General features: G+C 32.5%; 15 protein-coding genes. 7 read left to right on the plus strand and 8 right to left on the minus strand.

All coding sequences use genetic code 11. The features are described 5' to 3' along the window. Positions 1–96: 96 nt before the first annotated feature. Together U0D62_RS08240 and U0D62_RS08245 are read right to left on the minus strand one after the other, a co-directional pair. Positions 97–627: a porin family protein gene (locus U0D62_RS08240; RefSeq protein WP_322286788.1), complete on the minus strand. Its 531-nt coding sequence runs from the start codon at positions 625–627 to the stop codon at positions 97–99. Positions 628–707: 80 nt separating this feature from the next. Next, complete coding sequence (locus U0D62_RS08245; RefSeq protein WP_322286789.1) at positions 708–1,373, minus strand: VOC family protein; 666 nt, start codon at positions 1,371–1,373, stop codon at positions 708–710. Positions 1,374–1,403: 30 nt separating this feature from the next. On the opposite strand from U0D62_RS08245, the gene U0D62_RS08250 reads away from it, so the two are divergent. Beyond that, positions 1,404–2,132: an NYN domain-containing protein gene (locus tag U0D62_RS08250; protein ID WP_322286790.1), complete on the plus strand. Its 729-nt coding sequence runs from the start codon at positions 1,404–1,406 to the stop codon at positions 2,130–2,132. 51 nt (positions 2,133–2,183) lie between these two features. Further along, entirely contained in the window at positions 2,184–3,740 is a 1,557-nt protein-coding gene (locus U0D62_RS08255) for an NAD(P)/FAD-dependent oxidoreductase (RefSeq protein WP_322286791.1), read from the plus strand. A 12-nt stretch (positions 3,741–3,752) separates the two neighbouring features. Here U0D62_RS08255 and U0D62_RS08260 read toward each other — a convergent pair whose 3' ends face one another. After that, on the minus strand, positions 3,753–4,955 hold the full coding sequence (locus U0D62_RS08260) for a sensor histidine kinase (protein WP_322286792.1): 1,203 nt from the start codon (positions 4,953–4,955) through the stop codon (positions 3,753–3,755). Between the two features lie 608 nt (positions 4,956–5,563). Here U0D62_RS08260 and U0D62_RS08265 point away from each other — a divergent pair. From U0D62_RS08265 to U0D62_RS08275, 3 genes are all read left to right on the plus strand, one after another. Then, the gene (locus tag U0D62_RS08265; RefSeq protein ID WP_322286793.1) at positions 5,564–6,139 is read left to right on the plus strand and encodes a hypothetical protein; all 576 of its coding nucleotides are present in this window, start codon (positions 5,564–5,566) and stop codon (positions 6,137–6,139) included. A gap of 121 nt (positions 6,140–6,260) precedes the next feature. After that, entirely contained in the window at positions 6,261–6,968 is a 708-nt protein-coding gene (locus U0D62_RS08270) for a toxin-antitoxin system YwqK family antitoxin (RefSeq protein ID WP_322286794.1), read from the plus strand. A gap of 2 nt (positions 6,969–6,970) precedes the next feature. Beyond that, positions 6,971–8,107: an energy transducer TonB gene (locus U0D62_RS08275; RefSeq protein ID WP_322286795.1), complete on the plus strand. Its 1,137-nt coding sequence runs from the start codon at positions 6,971–6,973 to the stop codon at positions 8,105–8,107. 579 nt (positions 8,108–8,686) lie between these two features. Here the strand turns inward: U0D62_RS08275 and U0D62_RS08280 are convergent. The 3 genes from U0D62_RS08280 to U0D62_RS08290 form a co-directional block, all read right to left on the minus strand. After that, entirely contained in the window at positions 8,687–10,504 is a 1,818-nt protein-coding gene (locus U0D62_RS08280; RefSeq protein WP_322286796.1) for a cytochrome-c peroxidase, read from the minus strand. Between the two features lie 9 nt (positions 10,505–10,513). Beyond that, the gene (locus U0D62_RS08285) at positions 10,514–11,977 is read right to left on the minus strand and encodes an alkaline phosphatase PhoX (protein WP_322286797.1); all 1,464 of its coding nucleotides are present in this window, start codon (positions 11,975–11,977) and stop codon (positions 10,514–10,516) included. Positions 11,978–12,119: 142 nt separating this feature from the next. Then, entirely contained in the window at positions 12,120–12,893 is a 774-nt protein-coding gene (locus U0D62_RS08290) for a TIGR02757 family protein (protein ID WP_322286798.1), read from the minus strand. Between the two features lie 260 nt (positions 12,894–13,153). Here U0D62_RS08290 and U0D62_RS08295 point away from each other — a divergent pair, with 260 nt between their 5' ends. Next, positions 13,154–14,212: a helix-turn-helix domain-containing protein gene (locus U0D62_RS08295; protein ID WP_322286799.1), complete on the plus strand. Its 1,059-nt coding sequence runs from the start codon at positions 13,154–13,156 to the stop codon at positions 14,210–14,212. 407 nt (positions 14,213–14,619) lie between these two features. After that, positions 14,620–15,474 carry a M57 family metalloprotease gene (locus U0D62_RS08300; RefSeq protein ID WP_322286800.1) on the plus strand — a complete coding sequence of 285 codons (855 nt, stop codon included), beginning with the start codon at positions 14,620–14,622 and terminating at the stop codon, positions 15,472–15,474. Between the two features lie 75 nt (positions 15,475–15,549). On the opposite strand, the gene U0D62_RS08305 is transcribed toward U0D62_RS08300, so the two are convergent. After that, on the minus strand, positions 15,550–16,212 hold the full coding sequence (locus U0D62_RS08305) for an ABC transporter ATP-binding protein (protein ID WP_322286801.1): 663 nt from the start codon (positions 16,210–16,212) through the stop codon (positions 15,550–15,552). Positions 16,213–16,264: 52 nt separating this feature from the next. After that, positions 16,265–18,697, minus strand: coding sequence for a DUF5916 domain-containing protein (locus U0D62_RS08310; RefSeq protein WP_322286802.1), 2,433 nt, complete (start codon positions 18,695–18,697; stop codon positions 16,265–16,267). Between the last annotated feature and the right edge of the window lie 63 nt (positions 18,698–18,760).

Consider the following 18,760-nt stretch of genomic DNA (forward strand, 5'->3'; position numbering starts at 1 on the left):
GATAGTTGAGATTTTAAGTTCTAATCTACAATTCTTTTTTTGCAATAAAAAAAGCGGGAGTTATGCTCCCGCTTTTAAATACTATTATATTCTTAATTAAAAGATGTAGTATCCTACAGATACCTGGAACGCAGAGTTTTTTACATCTCCATTAGAAGTAACATCTGTAATACCATAGTTATATCTTAACTGGCCAAAGAATTTTCCTAATTCAACACCAGCACCTACAGCTGCACTGAAGTCAAAACTTTCTACATCACCAATATCATCACCTTCTGTTACAACAAAACCAAATTGTGGTCCTGCTTCAACACTGAAGAATTTGGCGAATTTAAGCTTTGCTAAAATAGGCACATTAAGATAGTCCACATTCAAATCTAGGTCACCAAAATCAGCTCCCTGAGAAGAATATATTACCTCAGGCTGAACAGCAAAAGTGTCCAAAAGACTTAACTGAAGTACTGCTCCAAGGTGGAATCCAGTTCTTCCATCAATGTTATCGGCAACATCATCACCATTTAAACTGGCAAAGTTAACCCCACCTTTTACCCCAAATTTAATGTCTTGGGCTTGGGTAGTCATCGTGAAACCGATTAGCATAGTAGCTAGAAAAATTAATTTTTTCATAATTCAAAATTTAGGTTTGTTTAAATCAAATATAGGAAGTTATATTTTAATAAAAGGTTAAACTTTAAATAGCCTCTGATTTAGAAGTACTTGTAAATACTATTATTTTCAAATGATAATTTATGATTCTTACCAGAATCTGAATATTCAATTATAAAATCATTTACGATACCAGGTTTATTGGTTGGTAACCAATTTCTGCCTTCTTTTGTGACAATAATGACACCATTGTGGTCGCCTACCCAACAAAAGTTTTCTCCAAAATTAGACGCATTAATAGGCGCAATATTATATGTGTTCATTAGATCATTACTTACCTTTATTGGGTCGTGATGTGGCAAACCAATTTCATTTAATTTTATCACTTTATCAATAGAGAAAGTAGAACTTTGTGGGTATTCTAGCAATGGCCTTTCTATAAACTCCCCAATATTGCCATCAGGATCATAAAAGTAAATAGATCTACCTGTATCAAACTCAATGATTTTTTTCTCTTTATAAGGTAAAAGCTCAATAGACCTGGTTTCCAGATATCGTATTGCATCTTCAATTGAACCAGTAGGGATTAAGAAGGCAAAATGATAATAGAATTCTTGATCTGATTTTTCAAATTGTAATCTGTTTTCCAGAGTGATGATTTCAAAACCATTGGTAATATCTTGACACTTAAAACCTATAATTTCTTTATAGAAAGCTTTTAATTTTTTGGGTTGTTTTGAAAATAATGTAAGTGATTTAATCTCCATATTTAGAGTGTTTCCGTACCTTTAAAGAATATGATTAAAGATACAAAATTAGCCGTGTTAATAGATGGCGACAATATACCATCACGATATATCAAAGAGATGATGGAAGAAATTACTAAATATGGGACACCCACGATAAAAAGAATCTACGGGGATTGGACTCGACCAGATCTATCAAAATGGAAAAAGGTTCTATTGGAACACGCGATAAATCCTATTCAGCAGTATAGTTATACCACAGGCAAAAATGCTACAGATTCTGCAATGATTATTGATGCTATGGATATTCTCTATTCTGATAAAGTCCATGGGTTCTGCCTGGTTTCCTCAGATAGTGATTTTACAAAGTTAGCTACCAGGCTTAGAGAAGCAGGTACAGTGGTATATGGGATCGGAGAGAAGAAAACACCAGATCCGTTTATTGTAGCTTGTGATAAATTTATTTATCTCGAGATTTTGAAAAAAGATACAGAGAAACAAGGGGATAAAGACAATGGTGATAAACCTAATCTGGATAAGATAACACCAAAAGTCATTCGATTATTGAAAAACTCTGTATCTGATGCTGCAGACGAAGATGGTTGGGCATTTCTGGGAGATGTAGGCTCCCTTATTCTTAAAAAACAACCAAATTTCGATTCCAGAAACTTTGGTTTTGATAAACTTACTCCTTTGTTTAAGTCAATAGATAAATTTGAAATAGAACAAAGGGATAAAGGCAACAGAAAATTTAAGTTGATATACGTACGCAATAAATAATCTTACAATATAGAATATTGTATCTTCGTCGCAAATATGAATACCTGAAGATTGCAGTACGAATTCACCATACAAGTTACACCAGAAGTGGCAGCAAAACCTGATCAGTTAAAACGTCAGGTTGCCAGAAAAAATAATATCCCTTTACAACAAATTAGAAATATACAGATCTTAAAAAGGTCAATTGATGCGCGCCAAAAAGCGATTAAGATCAATTTAAAAATTAAAGTATATGTACAAGAAGATTATGTAGATTCTCCTATTCAATTACCAGACTATCCTAATGTTTCAAATGCACCAGAAGTTATAATTGTGGGAGCAGGTCCGGCAGGTTTATTTGCAGCGTTACGATGTATAGAATTAGGATGTAAACCTATTGTTTTAGAACGAGGGAAAGATGTAAGATCACGTCGTAGGGATCTAAAAGCTATTAGCAGGGATCATGTAGTAGACGAAGATTCTAATTATTGTTTTGGAGAAGGAGGAGCAGGTACATATAGTGACGGTAAATTATATACACGCTCAAAAAAGCGGGGAGATGTTAATCGTATTCTGGAGCTTTTAGTTGGTTTTGGTGCAACCGATCAGATTTTGGTAGAGGCGCATCCTCATATTGGAACCAACAAACTTCCTGGAATTATAGCGGCTATACGAGAAAAGATTATAGAACATGGAGGTGAGGTACTTTTTGAAACACGAGTTATCGATTTTGAAATTAAGAATTCAGAATTTAAAGGGGTTACCTTGCAAAATGGTAGTACAATATTAGCTCAAAAAGTAATTCTGGCAACTGGACATTCTGCAAGAGATATTTTTGAGTTATTATATCATAAAAAAATAGCCATTGAAGCAAAACCTTTTGCGCTGGGAGTACGAGTAGAACATTCACAAGAACTGATTGATCAGATCCAGTACAAATGTGAGGTACGCGGGCCTTATTTGCCTCCTTCACCTTATAGCGTTGTTAAGCAAGTTGAGGGTAGAGGTATGTATTCGTTTTGTATGTGTCCGGGAGGAGTTATTGCTCCTTGTGCCACCAGTCCCGGAGAAGTAGTAACAAATGGATGGTCACCTTCAAAAAGAGATCAGCCTACCTCTAATAGTGGTATTGTAGTAGAGTTAAGATTAGAAGATTTTAAACCTTTTACTCAATATGGTCCTCTTGCTGGTATGTACTTTCAGAAAAGTATAGAACAAAGAGCGTGGCAAGTGGCAGGAGAAACACAAAGAGTTCCGGCACAGCGATTAATTGATATGGTAGAAGGTAAAGTATCGACTAATTTACCAGAAACTTCTTATAAGCCAGGATTAACAGCTTCAGATATGGGAACTGTGTTTCCTGAGTTTATTCATAATACATTACAAGAAGGGTTTAAAGCTTTTGGCCGAAGCATGCGAGGTTATTTAACTAATGAAGCTGTGGTTCACGCGCCGGAGTCACGTACTTCTTCACCTGTTCGTATATCAAGAGACAGACAGACATTAGAGCATATTCAAATCAAAGGGTTGTATCCTTGTGGAGAAGGAGCTGGGTATGCAGGCGGTATTATTTCTGCAGCTATTGACGGTGAAAAATGTGCGGAAGCTTGTATTAAATCTATGCAATAAACAAGAGTTAGATTACCTTTTTAGCATAAAATCAAAGGTGGTCTGTTCTCCTTCTGTAGAAGATACTTTGATATTCCCACCTAGATTTTCTACCATTTTTTTTACAGTGGTCAATCCAATACCGTTTCCTTTATTACCATTTTTATCAGTAGTATTAGCGGTGGTGAAAAGATTAAAAATAGTAGCCTGCTTATCTTTAGGAATTCCCATTCCGTTATCTTTTATTCTAAAATAATAGAACAATTTATCTTTATGGGTTTCAATTGCAATGATCGTTTGCTCCTTATCATTGTATTTGATGCTATTTCCGATTAGGTTAAAGAATATTTGCTTTAAAGCCATTTTATTGCAATTCAGCTTTGGATTTCCTTTTGGAAAGTTAATCGTACAATCAGACTCTATACTTAACAGTCCAGTGATTTCTTTTAATAAATCATTTATCCGAAACTCTTCAGGTTTGTTTTTTACAAGACTCTCACTTTCATAATGATCTAATACATCACTGATGTAATTACTCATAGTAAAAGAAGATTCTTTAATATACCCAAAATACTCTTTACTCTCTTTGTCAAGAACCTCACGGAGCTTTAATTGTAATAAATCTGATGTGGTAACAATATTAGCCAAAGGCATTTTAAGATCATGAGAAATTACTCTGGCAAACTCTCTCAGCGCCTGGTTACGTTTTTTGAGCTTACCTTGCATTTTTTCAAGATCTTTATTTTTCTTATTGAGTTCAAAAAGAATAATTACCTGACTTGCTAAGGCTTTTAAAGAATCTAATTGTTTTTCTGATAACTCTTTGGGCTTACTATCTATAACACATAAAGTGCCTAAAGCAAAACCATCTTTGTCTACTAAAGGAATACCAGTATAAAAAATTACAGGCTGATCACTTTCGGTAAGAGGGTTTTTGTAAAAACGTTTATCCTTTCTGGCATCAGGAATAATCAAAGGATTTTCTGGTTCAAGAATGGCGTGTGCACAAAAGGAATAAGCTTTAGGAGTCTCGTCAGTTACCATTCCATATTTAGATTTGAACCATTGGCGGTTACTATCTACTAATGAAATTAAAGCAACTTCTGTATTACATAGATGTGCAGCCAGTGCTGTGATTTCATCAAATTCCTTTTCTGAAGAAGTGTCTAAAATATCTAACGATTTTAGAGCTTCTAATCTGAATTCTTCATTTATAGGAATGGCCGGTTCAATCATACTGCATTATTAAGACTCATGTGTAAAGTAAGTTTTGTGATATAATATCTTATAAAAGAAAAACTTACGGTATGATAGTACTGTTTTGTGAATACATTTCGGTTAAAAAACGAAGTCTAATCTCAAATCATACAAATCTTAATAAAATTAACAAAAAAAAATGTTAAATACCAAATAATTTCCCTTTAAAAACACAAACGGAAACTTTTCTATTTTATTTGAAAAAAAGTACTTGTATGATTTAGATTATAAAATATTAAAGAGTTTTCTTTTAGTAATAGAGCATTATCAATCATAACAAGTTCCCCTTTAATTCTTGCAAAGAAGTCTTTCGTTCTTAAAACGGTTATTAATTGATGTTTATATTTTTCCTGGGTGGTTTAAAGATTTTCTAAATGTTTTAAGAATTTTTTAAGCTGTTTTCTTCCCTATTTTCCTCAAGAAACACAAAAAAGTAAATTTTTGGTAGTAACAAATTCTCATCTCAAGACACTTAAGAGTATAAACTTAATATAACAGAAGTAATCTTTTGAAGATGAAACTTTATGATAAGTGTACTTATCAACCAAAATAGGAATACAAAAAGTTAGGGATTAATTGAATTAGATATGAAGAAAGCAAGTATTTTGTTGATAGTACTGCTGTACAGTAGTACTATGTTTTCGCAAGAACATACGATTATCGATAATGATAGTATTATTTCTTGGGATACGGTTAGAAAATTAACCTGGGATGATTTTAAAGCTGTAAAACATCCTGATGAACATGGGTTGCATGATTCGATGACCACCTATAAACTAGAAATCCTACCAGAGGTGGTTGCTGTTGATGAAGAAGATAATATCCACGGATATGAAAAAATGGATATTGCCACTTATTTTTACAAAAAACAGTCCTGGATGGTGAAGCGTGATGTAAATTTATTAATCTATGAACAACTCCATTTTGATATTGCAGAGTTATTTGCTCGTATGATGAGAAGAGGATTTGCAGAGCTTAAAAGAAAAAAGATAAGCAAATTTAGTAAGTATCAAACTGTATATACTGATTTCTGGAGATATTGTAAGTCGTATCAACGACAACTTAATGAAGAAACTCAAAACGGTCGAATTAAAGAAGCAGTACAGCAATGGAGTGATAAAATCTATAAAGAGCTAGAAGAACTTCAGGAGTTTTCTAGGTAATCTTTTAGATGATTACTAGTATCAAAGCAGTCATTTAAAGAAAATTATGTCGGATTGACTGTTTTTGTGGTAACAAATTCTCATCTTAAGACACTTAATAGTAGAAATTTAATATAAACAGATGAAAAATAATACAGTGCTCTTATTGCTATCTACAATGCTAGTTTGTATCAGTTGTAGTGACTTAGAAATAAAGCATATAGAACGTTACAAAAATGGTAACGTAAAGGGTATTGGTATGACCAAAGGATCTGAAAAAATTGGTATTTGGGCATTATATGATGAACAAGGATTCGCAGTAGATTCTGTGGCTTATGTGCAAGGATTTAAAGAAGGAGTTTCCAGAACGTATAATCTTATGACTGGAGAAATGATCGCCAAAGGAGTCTATAAACAGGGAAAAAAACAAGGGATATGGGAGTCCTATCACGATGGTGGTGCAGTACATACTAAAGAAGAGTTTAATAAAGGTAAACGGATAGGGGAGATGGCTTATTTTTTTGCAGATGGAACTCCTAAAATAATTACTGCAATACAAAATGATAAATTTCACGGAGAACATAAAGAGTATTACCCTGGTGGTCAAATATCGATTACCGGATATTACCACAATGGAGTAGAGGATGCAACTTGGAAAGAATATTATGAAGATGGATTAATCAAAGAAATATACAATTACCAAGCAGGGTTATGGCATGGCACTTATGAAAAATACTATCCTAATGGCAATATTGCAGAAAAAGGCAGATATGAGCTTGATAATAAAAAAGGCACCTGGGAGTATTTTGATACCAATGGGATTGTAATTTCTACAAAGAAATATAGATAATAATGAATAAACTTATAACTTTATTATTGTTGTGTTTATTAATGATATCTTCAAATGTATATTCCCAAAATATAGATATTATACAAATTCTTAAGGAAGATGTTTGTGAGTGTACATTACAACAAGTTAAAAATCGAAATGCCGTAAGTAAGTCTATTTTGGAGAATTGTCTTCATTCCAAAATAGATTCTTATCCTGAGATGTTTAAAATTACTTTAGACAATGAAAAATTTATTAATCAAAATAAATCGGATAAAAATTATTCTATCAACTTAGATAGATTAAATGCGTTTATCGCTGGGCATCAAAAATATTTTATTAATCATTGTGAATCCTATTATTGGTATGCATCTAGATTAAGAGAAAATCTTCTTTCAAGTTATCGACCTATAGCTATTGAGAAGACCCTTAAGAATCTTACTAAAAAAGTAAAGCGAAAAAAGAAAGAGAATTTTCAACAATATCTGCTGGAAAGAGCTAAAATATATATGTCTACTGGATTATATGATAAAGCTCAAAGCGATCTTAAACTAATTCTTAATGAAAATTCAAGCCATGAAGAAGCTTTTTTTCATTTGGCTTGGACATATGAATTAAAGCATACTTACATAGTTGCTAAAAACCTTTATATACAACTCATAAAAAAGAATAACAGTTTTGATGCAATTTTGGGGTTAGAATGTGTGAATAGAAAAATTAACGAAAAGTATGAAAGTAGTTTACCACAGGATTTAAAAGATGAGAAAAATCAACCTCAGAATTCTTCAATTAAATCAATAGATAGATTAGAGATTCCTCCAGTTCCTAGAGTTTGTAATGGATTGAAGGATATAAAAAAAATAAAAAATTGTTTTTCTAGCTATATGAAGCAGTTAATAAATTATAAACTTCAACCTATTATCGAATTTTATGATAACATTAAGCCGGGAGTACAAAGAATATTTGTTTTATTTAAGGTTTCGAATGAAGGTTTTATTACAAATATTAAAATTAGAGGAGTTGATCCATATCTCGCCAATGAAATAACTAGAATTGTTAGTTCTGTACCTCCTATGAAGCCAGGCACTCAAGATGGTGAACCAGTAGAAGTATTATATTCTTTACCTATTACTTTTAAAGTTGTAAATACTGGTAATTAGATAATGCGTTAAACCGGTACTTTTCAAGATCAATTTTTTATATCAGCTCCTTCTCAAGATAATTGTATTAAGAGAAAATACCTCGGGCTAATGCTGGAATATTTCTCGGAATGTTAAAACTGGGTGAGTAAACATAATGAATAGTAAAATAGCTACAGACGTTGTTTGTGGCTGTTTTTTTATAAAAAATATAATTTGAAAAATTATGAATGATGATAGTATTATTTCCTAGTGTACTGTAAGAAAATTGACCTGAGAGTATTTTGACACCAATGGGATTGTAATTTCTACCAAAAAGTTTAAATAAGTCTGTAGTATATATAGTTTTGTAAGAAAATTTCCTTGTCTTCGATACAATTTTCTATCGAAAATCACTCTGACTGACGTAAATTTTCTTACAGCGAATTCATATTATAGAAACAAAAGATGAGGCTGTCTAAAAAGTCAGTTACATTTGTCAAACTGAGCTTGTCGAAGTTTTTAATATTTTGATTTTTAATTTGTCTTCGACAGGCTCTGACTGACAAAACCTAATTTTTAGTACTTTTTAGGCAACCTCACCCATCTCAGGATATTTGATTACTGTTGATAATCGTTTAAATTATCACTAAGGCTCTCCATAAATGCTATAATATCATTGATTTCTTGTTCTGTAAGATTCAAAGGATCTGGAGGTAGTGTTTGTAAAGGTTGCTCAATACCTATTCCTGCACCGCCACCACGATTATAAAAATCTAAAACTTCTTCTAGTGTATTGTATACTCCGTTATGCATATAAGGCCCTGTATTACCCACATTACGTACGGTTGAGGTTTTAAAAAAATGTTTACGCTCTGCAGTTTTATAAACGTTATATCTACCTAAATCTTTACTGATAATAGCATTAATAGTATCGTTTTGTTGAGGTACACCTAATAGTTCGATTTCTGATTCTTTATAATCAGGAGGTACGGTACCATTAAATACCGGAGCAAAATGACAGGTAGCACATTTAGCTTTACCATTAAAGAGGTTATACCCATTAATCTCGTTTTGAGATAATGTATTTTCCAGGTTATTGATATTGCGATCAAACTTGGAGTTAAAAGGTGTCAGACTACGTATATAACTTGCGATTGCATTACGAATAATAATGTTACTAATACCCTTATTTGGATAAAGCTTAGAAAAACGTGTAGTATATATACTATCTAGTTGTACAGCTTTCTCCAGAGTTTCCAGATCATTGTGAAACTCTTTGTCATTTTCTACTACGGCAATAATCTGCCCTTCAAGACTACCAGCTCTCTTATCATAAAAAAAAGCTTTTTGTAAAGCAACATATAGCATGGTAGGAGTATTGCGAGTAACATTAGCACCAATCTTTTTACCATCAGTAAATGCTTTTTCAGGAAGGTGACATGTACCACAACTTATGGTTTGATCTGCAGATAATCGCGTATCATGAAAAAGTTGTTTTCCTAAAGCAATTTTTTCTTCATTTGTTTCTCCTAATCCAGGATCTGAAAAGTAATCAATATTAAAAGTATTGGAAGAAAAAAGTGAAGTAGCATCATTTTTAATTGCTAATTCAAACGGAAACTGTGCTTCCCAATCACTAACTGTCTGATTCCATAGCTCTAATTGAGGGTGCGTATGGTTCTTTGTAAAACTATAGCGATCAAAGGTACTAAACTCTCCGTTTTCAAGCTTTTCAATAGTAGCGGCTATCTCCTGATTCCATTTTTCGAATAAAACAGGATCTTTAAATTCGGTTTTAAATATAGATAGATACTTTTTTAGACTACGGTAAACAGTGATAGACTCTTTTAAAGAATTTTCCAAAACCGGAGAATCAAATCCCGTAATTCCTGTAACTGCAGTGCGTATAATTGCTTTTCTGAACATCCAAAGAAAATGATACGTTTTTAAATGATCAAAATGTGTATTTTCTTTAATCAGTTTAAGACGATGCATAGCAAGGTTAGCTTGCCTTGTAATCGCTGTAGTATCCGGATGATCGGTAAAGATCTCTTCTTCTAATACTTGATATCCACCAGGTTTTTTAATTTTGATATCTGTAAAATCTTCTTCTTCAATTTTAAGGATATTAGGTTGGTTTAAAAAACCATAATTTTCTTTATCAAGTTCTGATAGTATAGGTTCTATTTTTTTGAAGTATTTTCTAGAAGCTAAAAAATGTTTTTCGGCGCTAGAAATATCACTGGCTAGACTGTCCAGATGAGTAATGGCTTGTGTTATATCTTGTATAAACAATTCTTTGACTTGATGCGAAAAAGAAATGTTCTGAGTTTCTTTTGAAGGTTCAGAACACGATATCATGGATATGATAAAGAGGCTTATGATTACATAAGCCCCTTTGTTAACTATATATTTCAACATAAATAGTATTGGCATTCTTGAATATTATCTTGCTAAACCTTTGATTACATATAGCATACTTCCTTCTTTTCTGCTATTGGCAAGATCAGCATTGGCCTTAGGATCTGTAAACGGAGTTCCGTCTGCTTTTTCCCACCCGTGGTTTTGAGTAACCATAAGAAACGTTTCGTTTACACCAATGATATCAGAAATATCGATCATTCCGGTGATTTCCCATTTTTTATCTGTGTTACCATATCCTTCTGCAGCGGCTTTTACCTGATCACATTCTAAAACAGCTTTTAATACTCCAGAATTAAGGTCATACTGATATAATCTAGCATAGTGATCTGCAGCAGGTTTGAAACCTTCGATCCCATTAGGATCTTCCTGGATGTATGCATAGTTTTGAGTAACTAATATATTATCAGGGCTGTGGAAAGCTTCTGCCTTTCCCCCAACTTTATCACCGTCTAATACACAAGTGATTTTTCCAGCCCCTGTAGGATCGTTTTCGTTTAGTACTACTTTGTACACTCTTCCAGAACGGGTTCCTTTACCTATTAACCCAGGTTTATCTCTTCCTGTAACAGCAAGATATACTTCTCTGTTATTAGAAGCAGAACCTCTTCTCCAGTCGATATCTTCAAGTCTTGAGAATCCTAAAACACCTTTTGTTTTAGCTTCTGCATCTAATAAATCGATATCTTTTTCTGTAAGCTCTACAAACTCCATATCATATGCTACTCCTTCTTCCATATCCATTTCATAAGTTACTCCTGGAGAAGTTACTTTAAGACCATATAATTTTCCGCCATCTACATCTCCGGTGTTTCCTACATACATTCCTAATTGTCCAGAAGGTGTTTCGTTATCACTGTCATCATCACCAATAAATACAACAGTTTTTCCAGGATAAGCATCCTTACCAATTGCTACAGCATTTTCTGTAGACCATTGTCCCATTGCAGTCAACATTCTTGGGGTACCAGCTATAGAAACATTACGAAATGGATCTGTTGCAAAAACTCCTTTAGAGTTTCCTCCCCACTCTCCACCAGAAAGGTAAAGTGGTCCAAAACCGTGTTCTTCTGGAGTAATTAAAGACCCTGAACACTGAGCTGTCTGTGCCGTTGCAGTGGCATTAAGAATATGTTCTCCTTTAATAGGCTTAAATGTTTCGTCTAAAGTAATTCTAGCGATAGCATAATCGGCCTCTATGTTATTAATTAATGTATAGGTACCATCATCATTTCTTAATAATCCTGCTCCATCAGCCATAGAACCGTAAGTGAAGTTAGGAATATATGTGTCTTCTGAAGATAGTAAGTTGTAAATTTCAACTCCTTCAAACCCTGACATTTTCTTTAAAAGTATAGGAGAGTCAGAACGGTTTTCTAATTGGATTAACTCACCATTTGGTGGTGTAGTAGTGTTGTCATCATCATCATTACAAGATGCAAAAAGTAGGGTAATTGAAGCTAATAGTAAGCTTAAATAATTTTTCATGATTGTGCTTATTTTTTGTTTTCACAAAAATACTCTAGCACTACAGAGAACCTCTTTATGCAAATGTTTTATGTTTATTAAAGAAATATCATCGCAATGTTTAGAATGTAAAGGAATTATTACTCTTTAGAATCAATCTAATTTAGAATTTCTCAAAAACACCCAATCCAAATAATGCATAGTCATATTTTACAGGATCTTGAGAGTCTAAGACTCTTAATTTATTATCTAATTCAAGCAGTGCTTTGCCATCATTTTGTTTACGGTTCAATATTCCTAATTTGCGTGCTATATTTCCTGAATGTACATCTAGTGGGCAGGATAGTTGTGCAGGAGATAATGTTTTCCAGATACCGAGATCTACACCTGCTTTTGCATCTCTAACCATCCACCTTAAATACATATTGATTCTTTTGGCGGCAGAGTTTTTATGTGGATCACTAATATGTTTTTCGGTTCTGATAGGATGTGGTAAACTGAAAAACTCTTTTTTGAAGTGATGAATCGCGTTCTGCAGGTTTTCTTCTTTATTAAATTGTGCAAAAAAAGCTTCTAGTGATCCATGTTTTGTATAAATTTCTTTCAAAGCTGTAATAAAATAGGAGAGGTCTATGCTGTTAAATGTTCTATGAACAAAACCATTTAATTTTTCTAAATCGGTTTCAGTATGCTCCATAACAAAATCAAAAGGAGCATTGCCCAATAGATTCATAAGCTTATGCGCATTAGTGAGAATGCTTTTACGATTCCCCCAGGAAATAGTTGCGGTTAGAAAACCGGAAATTTCGATATCCTCTTTTTGCGAAAATAAATGAGGAATTTGTACGGGATCTGTTTCTATAAATTTAGGTTGTTCATACAATGCTGCTTTCTCATCCAGAAAACCCTTTAATTCAGTTTTGGCTAGTTTTTTCAAATTACTAAGAACTATTAAATAAAACAAGGTGTTATAATAAGTATCAATATTATGGATTATTTGTAGTAAACTATAATAAAACACATCTAATTTTTATTTTCTAAAACATTGAAATAATCAATATAATATTTAACAATTTTGATATTCTTGTTATGTATTAAACTAATTTTTGTTAGTTTAGATGGAATGGATAATTTTATATATATAATAGGTAATATAGTAGAGGGGCTTAGTGTTAAGTATTAATAAATAATTTTGTAATGAGTGTAAAGGATGCTTTGTTTTTGATAAGTGGTTTACAAACGTTAATTATTTCGATAGTACTTCTTTGGTATCGTTCAAAGAAAATACACGTAAACCGATATCTAGGATTATTTTTTGCAACTTTATTTGTTGAAGTTGCTATGTACTTTTTATTTAAGGTAATAGATCATCCAGCTATCTATTATGCACCTGTACGATTTGATTTTTTAAGTGTTATTTTTTTACTTTTTTATGCACTGGAGACTACTGGGGTTTCGACAAAAGCCAAGCTAAAATATTACATCCCTGCAGGTATTGAATTTCTGGTCTTTTCTGTTATTTTTATTTTGGTTTTGGCAAATAAAGGATTTCATGAAGTTCTAAAGGATTATTCGTTTTTATCATTTTTTAGACTGGTTTCTTCTATATATATAGTTTCTGTATGCATACTTATCATATCAATCATTATGAGGCATCAGAAATTACTTTCTATTCATTTTCCAGATACACGCTACAAATCATTAAAATGGCTGGCTATATTTTGTTTTATATGTATTTTTCTTAATGTGGTAAGAAATTTAATATCTGTTTATCCAGATACTACATATCTACCTGTTATTTTTTGTGCCACAGCACTATTCTCATTGTATTATATTACAATTGGTAGTTTGATCCAGATTAATATTAATAATGTGATCTCTGCAAGGTTTGAAAACAATAAAAGTAAAGAAGAATTAGAAGAAATTCTGAAAAATATTGAAACCTATTTGGTAGAAAACAAATTATACCTTAATCCAGAGATGAATTTAAAGACGTTTTCAAAGAAAATTAATCTTCCGGAAAGAACAATATCAAGAGCTATAAACAGAATTAAAAAGAAGAACTTTACAAACTATATTAATACATACAGGATAGAAGAGTTTAAACACTTATTAACTGATAAAGAATATAAAAAATATAGTATTTCTGCCATTGCTGATGAAGTTGGATTTAATTCCAGAGCTTCGTTTTATAAAAACTTTAAGGATATTGTAGGCGTTTCTCCTTCGGATTACGTAAAAAGTTTAAATACCTAATAGTCAATTGTTTGAGGTGTCTAGTGTTTGTTGTAAGACGTCTTAATATGTGTTTTGAGACATTGATTTATTGATTTGAGACTCTTTATTGTTGAAATTAGCATCAACTAACACAAACTCAATTAATACTATGGATGCTATAGAAACCTCACACATTAACGACAATCTTCCTATAGATCTAATAGGATAAATAATCAAGATATCTACTTATACATTTACATTTTGGGTCTAATGAAAAGGATCTATCATATAGTATATCTTACTTATCATCCGTAACATTTTAATCTATTCTTTACAATTTGTCTAAATGAGTGTAGAACTATAGCATCATTATTATGAATTCATTGTTCTTACCTTAAAACTCAACTTAAACTTAATTTTTAACTAAAAAACAAAGACTTTAACTCATGAAAACAATCAAATTATTAACACTTAGTGTTTTGATAGCGGCACTATTTTCGTCTTGTCAGAACGAAGGGTTAAACGAAGAAACTGCAAACTTAGAAAAAACTCCAACCAAAGATCAATTAACTAAATTGGCCAGTTTAGGAGTAAATACAGATAATGTAATTATCAAAACCATCACAAATCTTGATGATACTAAAGAAGATTATTTTTTAAATGATACTGATTTATCAATACCTGTTTCTGAACTTTCTGATATGGAAAGCTTAGAAACTTTGACTGATGGAACAAAACATTATAGAACTAGAAATCTTATTTCTTCTCGCAATCGTACTATCGATATCTTGGGATATACAGGTGGTGGAGGTTTTGGATTGTCAAACACAAATAGACAAGCCTTACAAAGAGCCGTAAATAACTATAATCGTTTAAATAGTTCTCTTAACCTTAGATTATCTTTTGGTACTAATTATCAGGCAGCTGATATGGTTGTGTACGTAAGAAGTGATCTAGGAAGTGGGGGATTGGCTGGATTTCCTTCAGGTGGAAGGCCATATAAGTGGGTAAGAATCGGCCCTAGAGTAGATGATCTGGGAGTTGGTTATAGCACTCACGTTATAGCACATGAAATGGGACATTGTATAGGATTACGTCATACAGACTGGTTTGCCAGAGTATGTGATAATGGTGCTAACGAAGGGCAAAGCTCTGAAGGTGCTATTCATATCCCTGGAACTCCTACCGGAATCGACTACTCATCGATTATGATTTCTTGTCCGGTACCTGGTACAAATCCAAGAAATTATACCGGTAGATTGGTTGGAAACGACAGAACTGCCATAGAGTATTTATATTAATCTTAGCTTAAGTTAAGAACATTGATTTCGTTTTAGTAAAAAGGCTACTTCTTGTTATGGGTAGTCTTTTTCTATTTAATCAAGAATTTTACCGTCTACCATCGTTAGTTTTCTATCAGCCATATTAGCTAATTCTGTATTATGAGTAACAATAACAAAGGTTTGACCAAACTGATCTCTAAGTTTAAAAAATAACTGATGCAAGTTTTCTGCTGCTTCACTATCAAGATTTCCAGAAGGCTCATCAGCAAAAATGATTTTAGGGTTATTAATCAAAGATCTGGCTACAGCTACACGTTGTTGTTCTCCTCCAGATAACTCATTGGGTTTATGATCATATCTATGAGACAACCCCAGAAAATCTAAAAGTTCTTTAGCTCTTTTTTCGGCTTCTGGCTTTGATGTCTTTTTTATAAAAGCAGGAATACAAACATTTTCTAGAGCAGTAAATTCTGGTAATAATTGGTGAAACTGAAAAATAAACCCCAACTGTTCATTTCTGAACTTTGCTAGTTGTCTTTGAGAAAGGCTTTGGATATTTGTTTCATTAATGGATAAATTACTACTATTATCAGAGTGCGCGTGATCCAATGTACCCAGTATTTGTAATAAAGTGGTTTTTCCAGCTCCAGAAGCCCCTACAATTGATACAATTTCACTCTTTTTTATGTGAAGATCCACTCCTTTAAGAACGTGTAAATCTCCATAATATTTATGAATATTCTTTGCTTTGATCATCTATGTTAGATTGAAGCAGTGAAAATAGTCAATATCTCCAGAATCCCCAAGATTATCCTTTAGAAGAACGTCTTAAGTTATTTACATCCAGAAAATATACGATTCTTAAAGAAATATTATGCTGTATAGGCTGATTAAAAAGGTTGTCTAAACTCTCTGTATAATTGATAGTTGAAAACTCATCTAAGTTAAAAATCTGGTTACGATATAATAATGTAGCTTCACTACCAGGAGCAAATCGCCAATTAAAGCTTAAATCTAAATTCCAAATATTAAAGTTAGCATTAGGATCGTTTTCTGAAGTATCATAATTTGTTTGCGTACGGGAACCATCGTCATTTAAAACAAAGAAGATGTTATCAGAATAATCTGCAGTACTCCAAAAATTTCTAAAACGTAAATTTATTGCTTTATATGGATCAAAATTATAACTGGCACTTAAAGAATTCTCGATCGTAGTAATATTTCTTTGACCTAAAAATACATCAGTATCATCATTATCAATATAACCAAAAGCATTTTTTCTAACAGAATAATCTGTTGCCCAAATCATTAAAAATTTATCAGAGAACCTATACCTGGGAGAAACATTAATACTAAAATTTTCTTGAGGATCTGCAAACCAATGTCGATAACCTGCCCTGATGTCGTAAGCAAACTTTTTTCTATAATCTGAAGATACCCAGGCATTACCTCCTACATTTTCGCTAAAGGTTACAAATCTTCCTGGCACTCTAGGTTCAAAATAATTATCAGTATCAGAGTTATAATTAGAAAAACCTCCAAACGCAAATCGCTCTTTAGTCACAAAAAACCAATCTGCTCCAATGGTATTTTGAGTTTTTACACTAGGATCATACAGACGACGATGTCTGGCAAAAACATTAATTCTGTAGTTATTAAAAACTTTGGTAGGTTCAAAAATCTGGTAAGAAACGTTAACCCTGAAATTATTAAAATTATTCCTAAAATTAACTCCTAAATCATTGATATCATATGTCGTATTAGCCAAATCATGACCAAAACCATATCGTATTTTTCCTTTGATTCTATCAAAATCTATTTCTGATGCAAAACCACCTATATTATCACCGGGTAAATTTACCTGACTTACAATAGTACGTCCTGTAAACCTATAAGAATTGGCTTTATTAGCAAGGTTCCAAACTAAACCTGTTACGTTAGAATCTCTAAAATCACTACCGTTACGAGTTACGTTAGTATTGATTAATGATAAAGAAGAGTTTTTATTAAACTGTTGATCTAAAACAAAAATGTTGTAGTTTGCCAAAGGCTCTACTACTTTTTTACGTTGTAAACCTGTGATAGTATCCGTAATGGTTACTTCAGTTTTTTCTGTAATCGCATTAAAAAAACCAATTCCCAGATTTCCACTGGTTCTTCCTGATATTTTTAAGGCATTCAATAAATTTACTTTAGAAGGAGAATCTCCTGCAACTTCATTTTCATTAAGATCATCATCAGAAACAAATCCGGTTGGACCATTTCCAACTCTTCTTGAAAAGAATATATCTCCTTTGTTAAATAATTCTGTTCCTTCTGTAAAAAACTGCCTGTTTTCACCAAAAGTTTGTTCAAATGGACCAAGATTAAGGCGAACCTCATCAAAAGCGGCTTGTCCAAAATCTGGGATTAAAGTTGCGTCTAATGTAAAACTATCGCTTAACCCGTACTTTACATCTAATCCAGCACTAAAATCAGTTTCAGTCTCTCCATCAAAACTGGATACTAATCCCTGTACAAAAGGAAAAAAAGTTAATCTTACCGGAGGATCTATATTTTCGACACCTTTGACCAATCCATTATATTGTGTTTGTTGACCTACTTCTCTGTCAATAAAATTCCAGGTATGACTTTGATTTCTACTCTGTAGTCTTCTATAAAAGTTAACACTCCAATTTTGTACATCTGTTTCTGGAAAACGAAGGGCGTTATATGGTATTTTAAATTCTGCATACCATCCTTTTTCATCAAAAGATACCTTAGCTTCAAAAACTACATTATAGCTAAAATCCTGATTGAACTGGTCTGCACGAGCATCACCTATCGCTCCTGCACTTGTAACAAAAAAACGAGTCTCATTAACGCCATCATTATATGTGTTTAGCGCTATGTAAAAAACATCTGCTTGTACAAAAACATTATCTCTCTGACTAAACTGGCGTAAAATGTTATCAGGCTCATCATCATATAAATAGGCAGCAAAATACACAGCTTTGTCGTCATAAGCCATTTTTACCTCTGATTGAAGACTTTCTGGAATGACACCTTCATTACCTGGTTCCCACATTTTAAAATTACCATTAGCCGGTAATTTTTTCCATACATCATCGTCTAAGATACCATCTATTTTTGGTGGAGTATTTATTCTTTCAGCGATTATTTCTTTTTGTTCCTGACCAGTAACGATAAGAAATACCAAAAAGAAAAGTACACTAAACTTGGAGCGTAAATCTAAATTCATGGAAATGTAAAAAAATACTTACTTTTTTTCGTTATTTGCAAAACTATGTTTTATCAAGAATTG

The organism is Aquimarina callyspongiae, from assembly GCF_034322225.1.
Classification (GTDB): Bacteria; Bacteroidota; Bacteroidia; order Flavobacteriales; family Flavobacteriaceae; genus Aquimarina.

Excerpts from the sequence above, each read along its gene's own strand:
- U0D62_RS08240 (WP_322286788.1), bottom strand. The coding sequence starts at position 627 with ATGAAAAAATTAATTTTTCTAGCTACTATGCTAATCGGTTTCACGATG.
- U0D62_RS08245 (WP_322286789.1), bottom strand. The coding sequence starts at position 1,373 with ATGGAGATTAAATCACTTACATTATTTTCAAAACAACCCAAAAAATTA.
- U0D62_RS08250 (WP_322286790.1), top strand. The coding sequence starts at position 1,404 with ATGATTAAAGATACAAAATTAGCCGTGTTAATAGATGGCGACAATATA.
- U0D62_RS08260 (WP_322286792.1), bottom strand. The coding sequence starts at position 4,955 with ATGATTGAACCGGCCATTCCTATAAATGAAGAATTCAGATTAGAAGCT.
- U0D62_RS08265 (WP_322286793.1), top strand. The coding sequence starts at position 5,564 with ATGAAGAAAGCAAGTATTTTGTTGATAGTACTGCTGTACAGTAGTACT.
- U0D62_RS08270 (WP_322286794.1), top strand. The coding sequence starts at position 6,261 with ATGAAAAATAATACAGTGCTCTTATTGCTATCTACAATGCTAGTTTGT.
- U0D62_RS08275 (WP_322286795.1), top strand. The coding sequence starts at position 6,971 with ATGAATAAACTTATAACTTTATTATTGTTGTGTTTATTAATGATATCT.
- U0D62_RS08280 (WP_322286796.1), bottom strand. The coding sequence starts at position 10,504 with ATGCCAATACTATTTATGTTGAAATATATAGTTAACAAAGGGGCTTAT.
- U0D62_RS08285 (WP_322286797.1), bottom strand. The coding sequence starts at position 11,977 with ATGAAAAATTATTTAAGCTTACTATTAGCTTCAATTACCCTACTTTTT.
- U0D62_RS08295 (WP_322286799.1), top strand. The coding sequence starts at position 13,154 with ATGAGTGTAAAGGATGCTTTGTTTTTGATAAGTGGTTTACAAACGTTA.
- U0D62_RS08300 (WP_322286800.1), top strand. The coding sequence starts at position 14,620 with ATGAAAACAATCAAATTATTAACACTTAGTGTTTTGATAGCGGCACTA.
- U0D62_RS08305 (WP_322286801.1), bottom strand. The coding sequence starts at position 16,212 with ATGATCAAAGCAAAGAATATTCATAAATATTATGGAGATTTACACGTT.
- U0D62_RS08310 (WP_322286802.1), bottom strand. The coding sequence starts at position 18,697 with ATGAATTTAGATTTACGCTCCAAGTTTAGTGTACTTTTCTTTTTGGTA.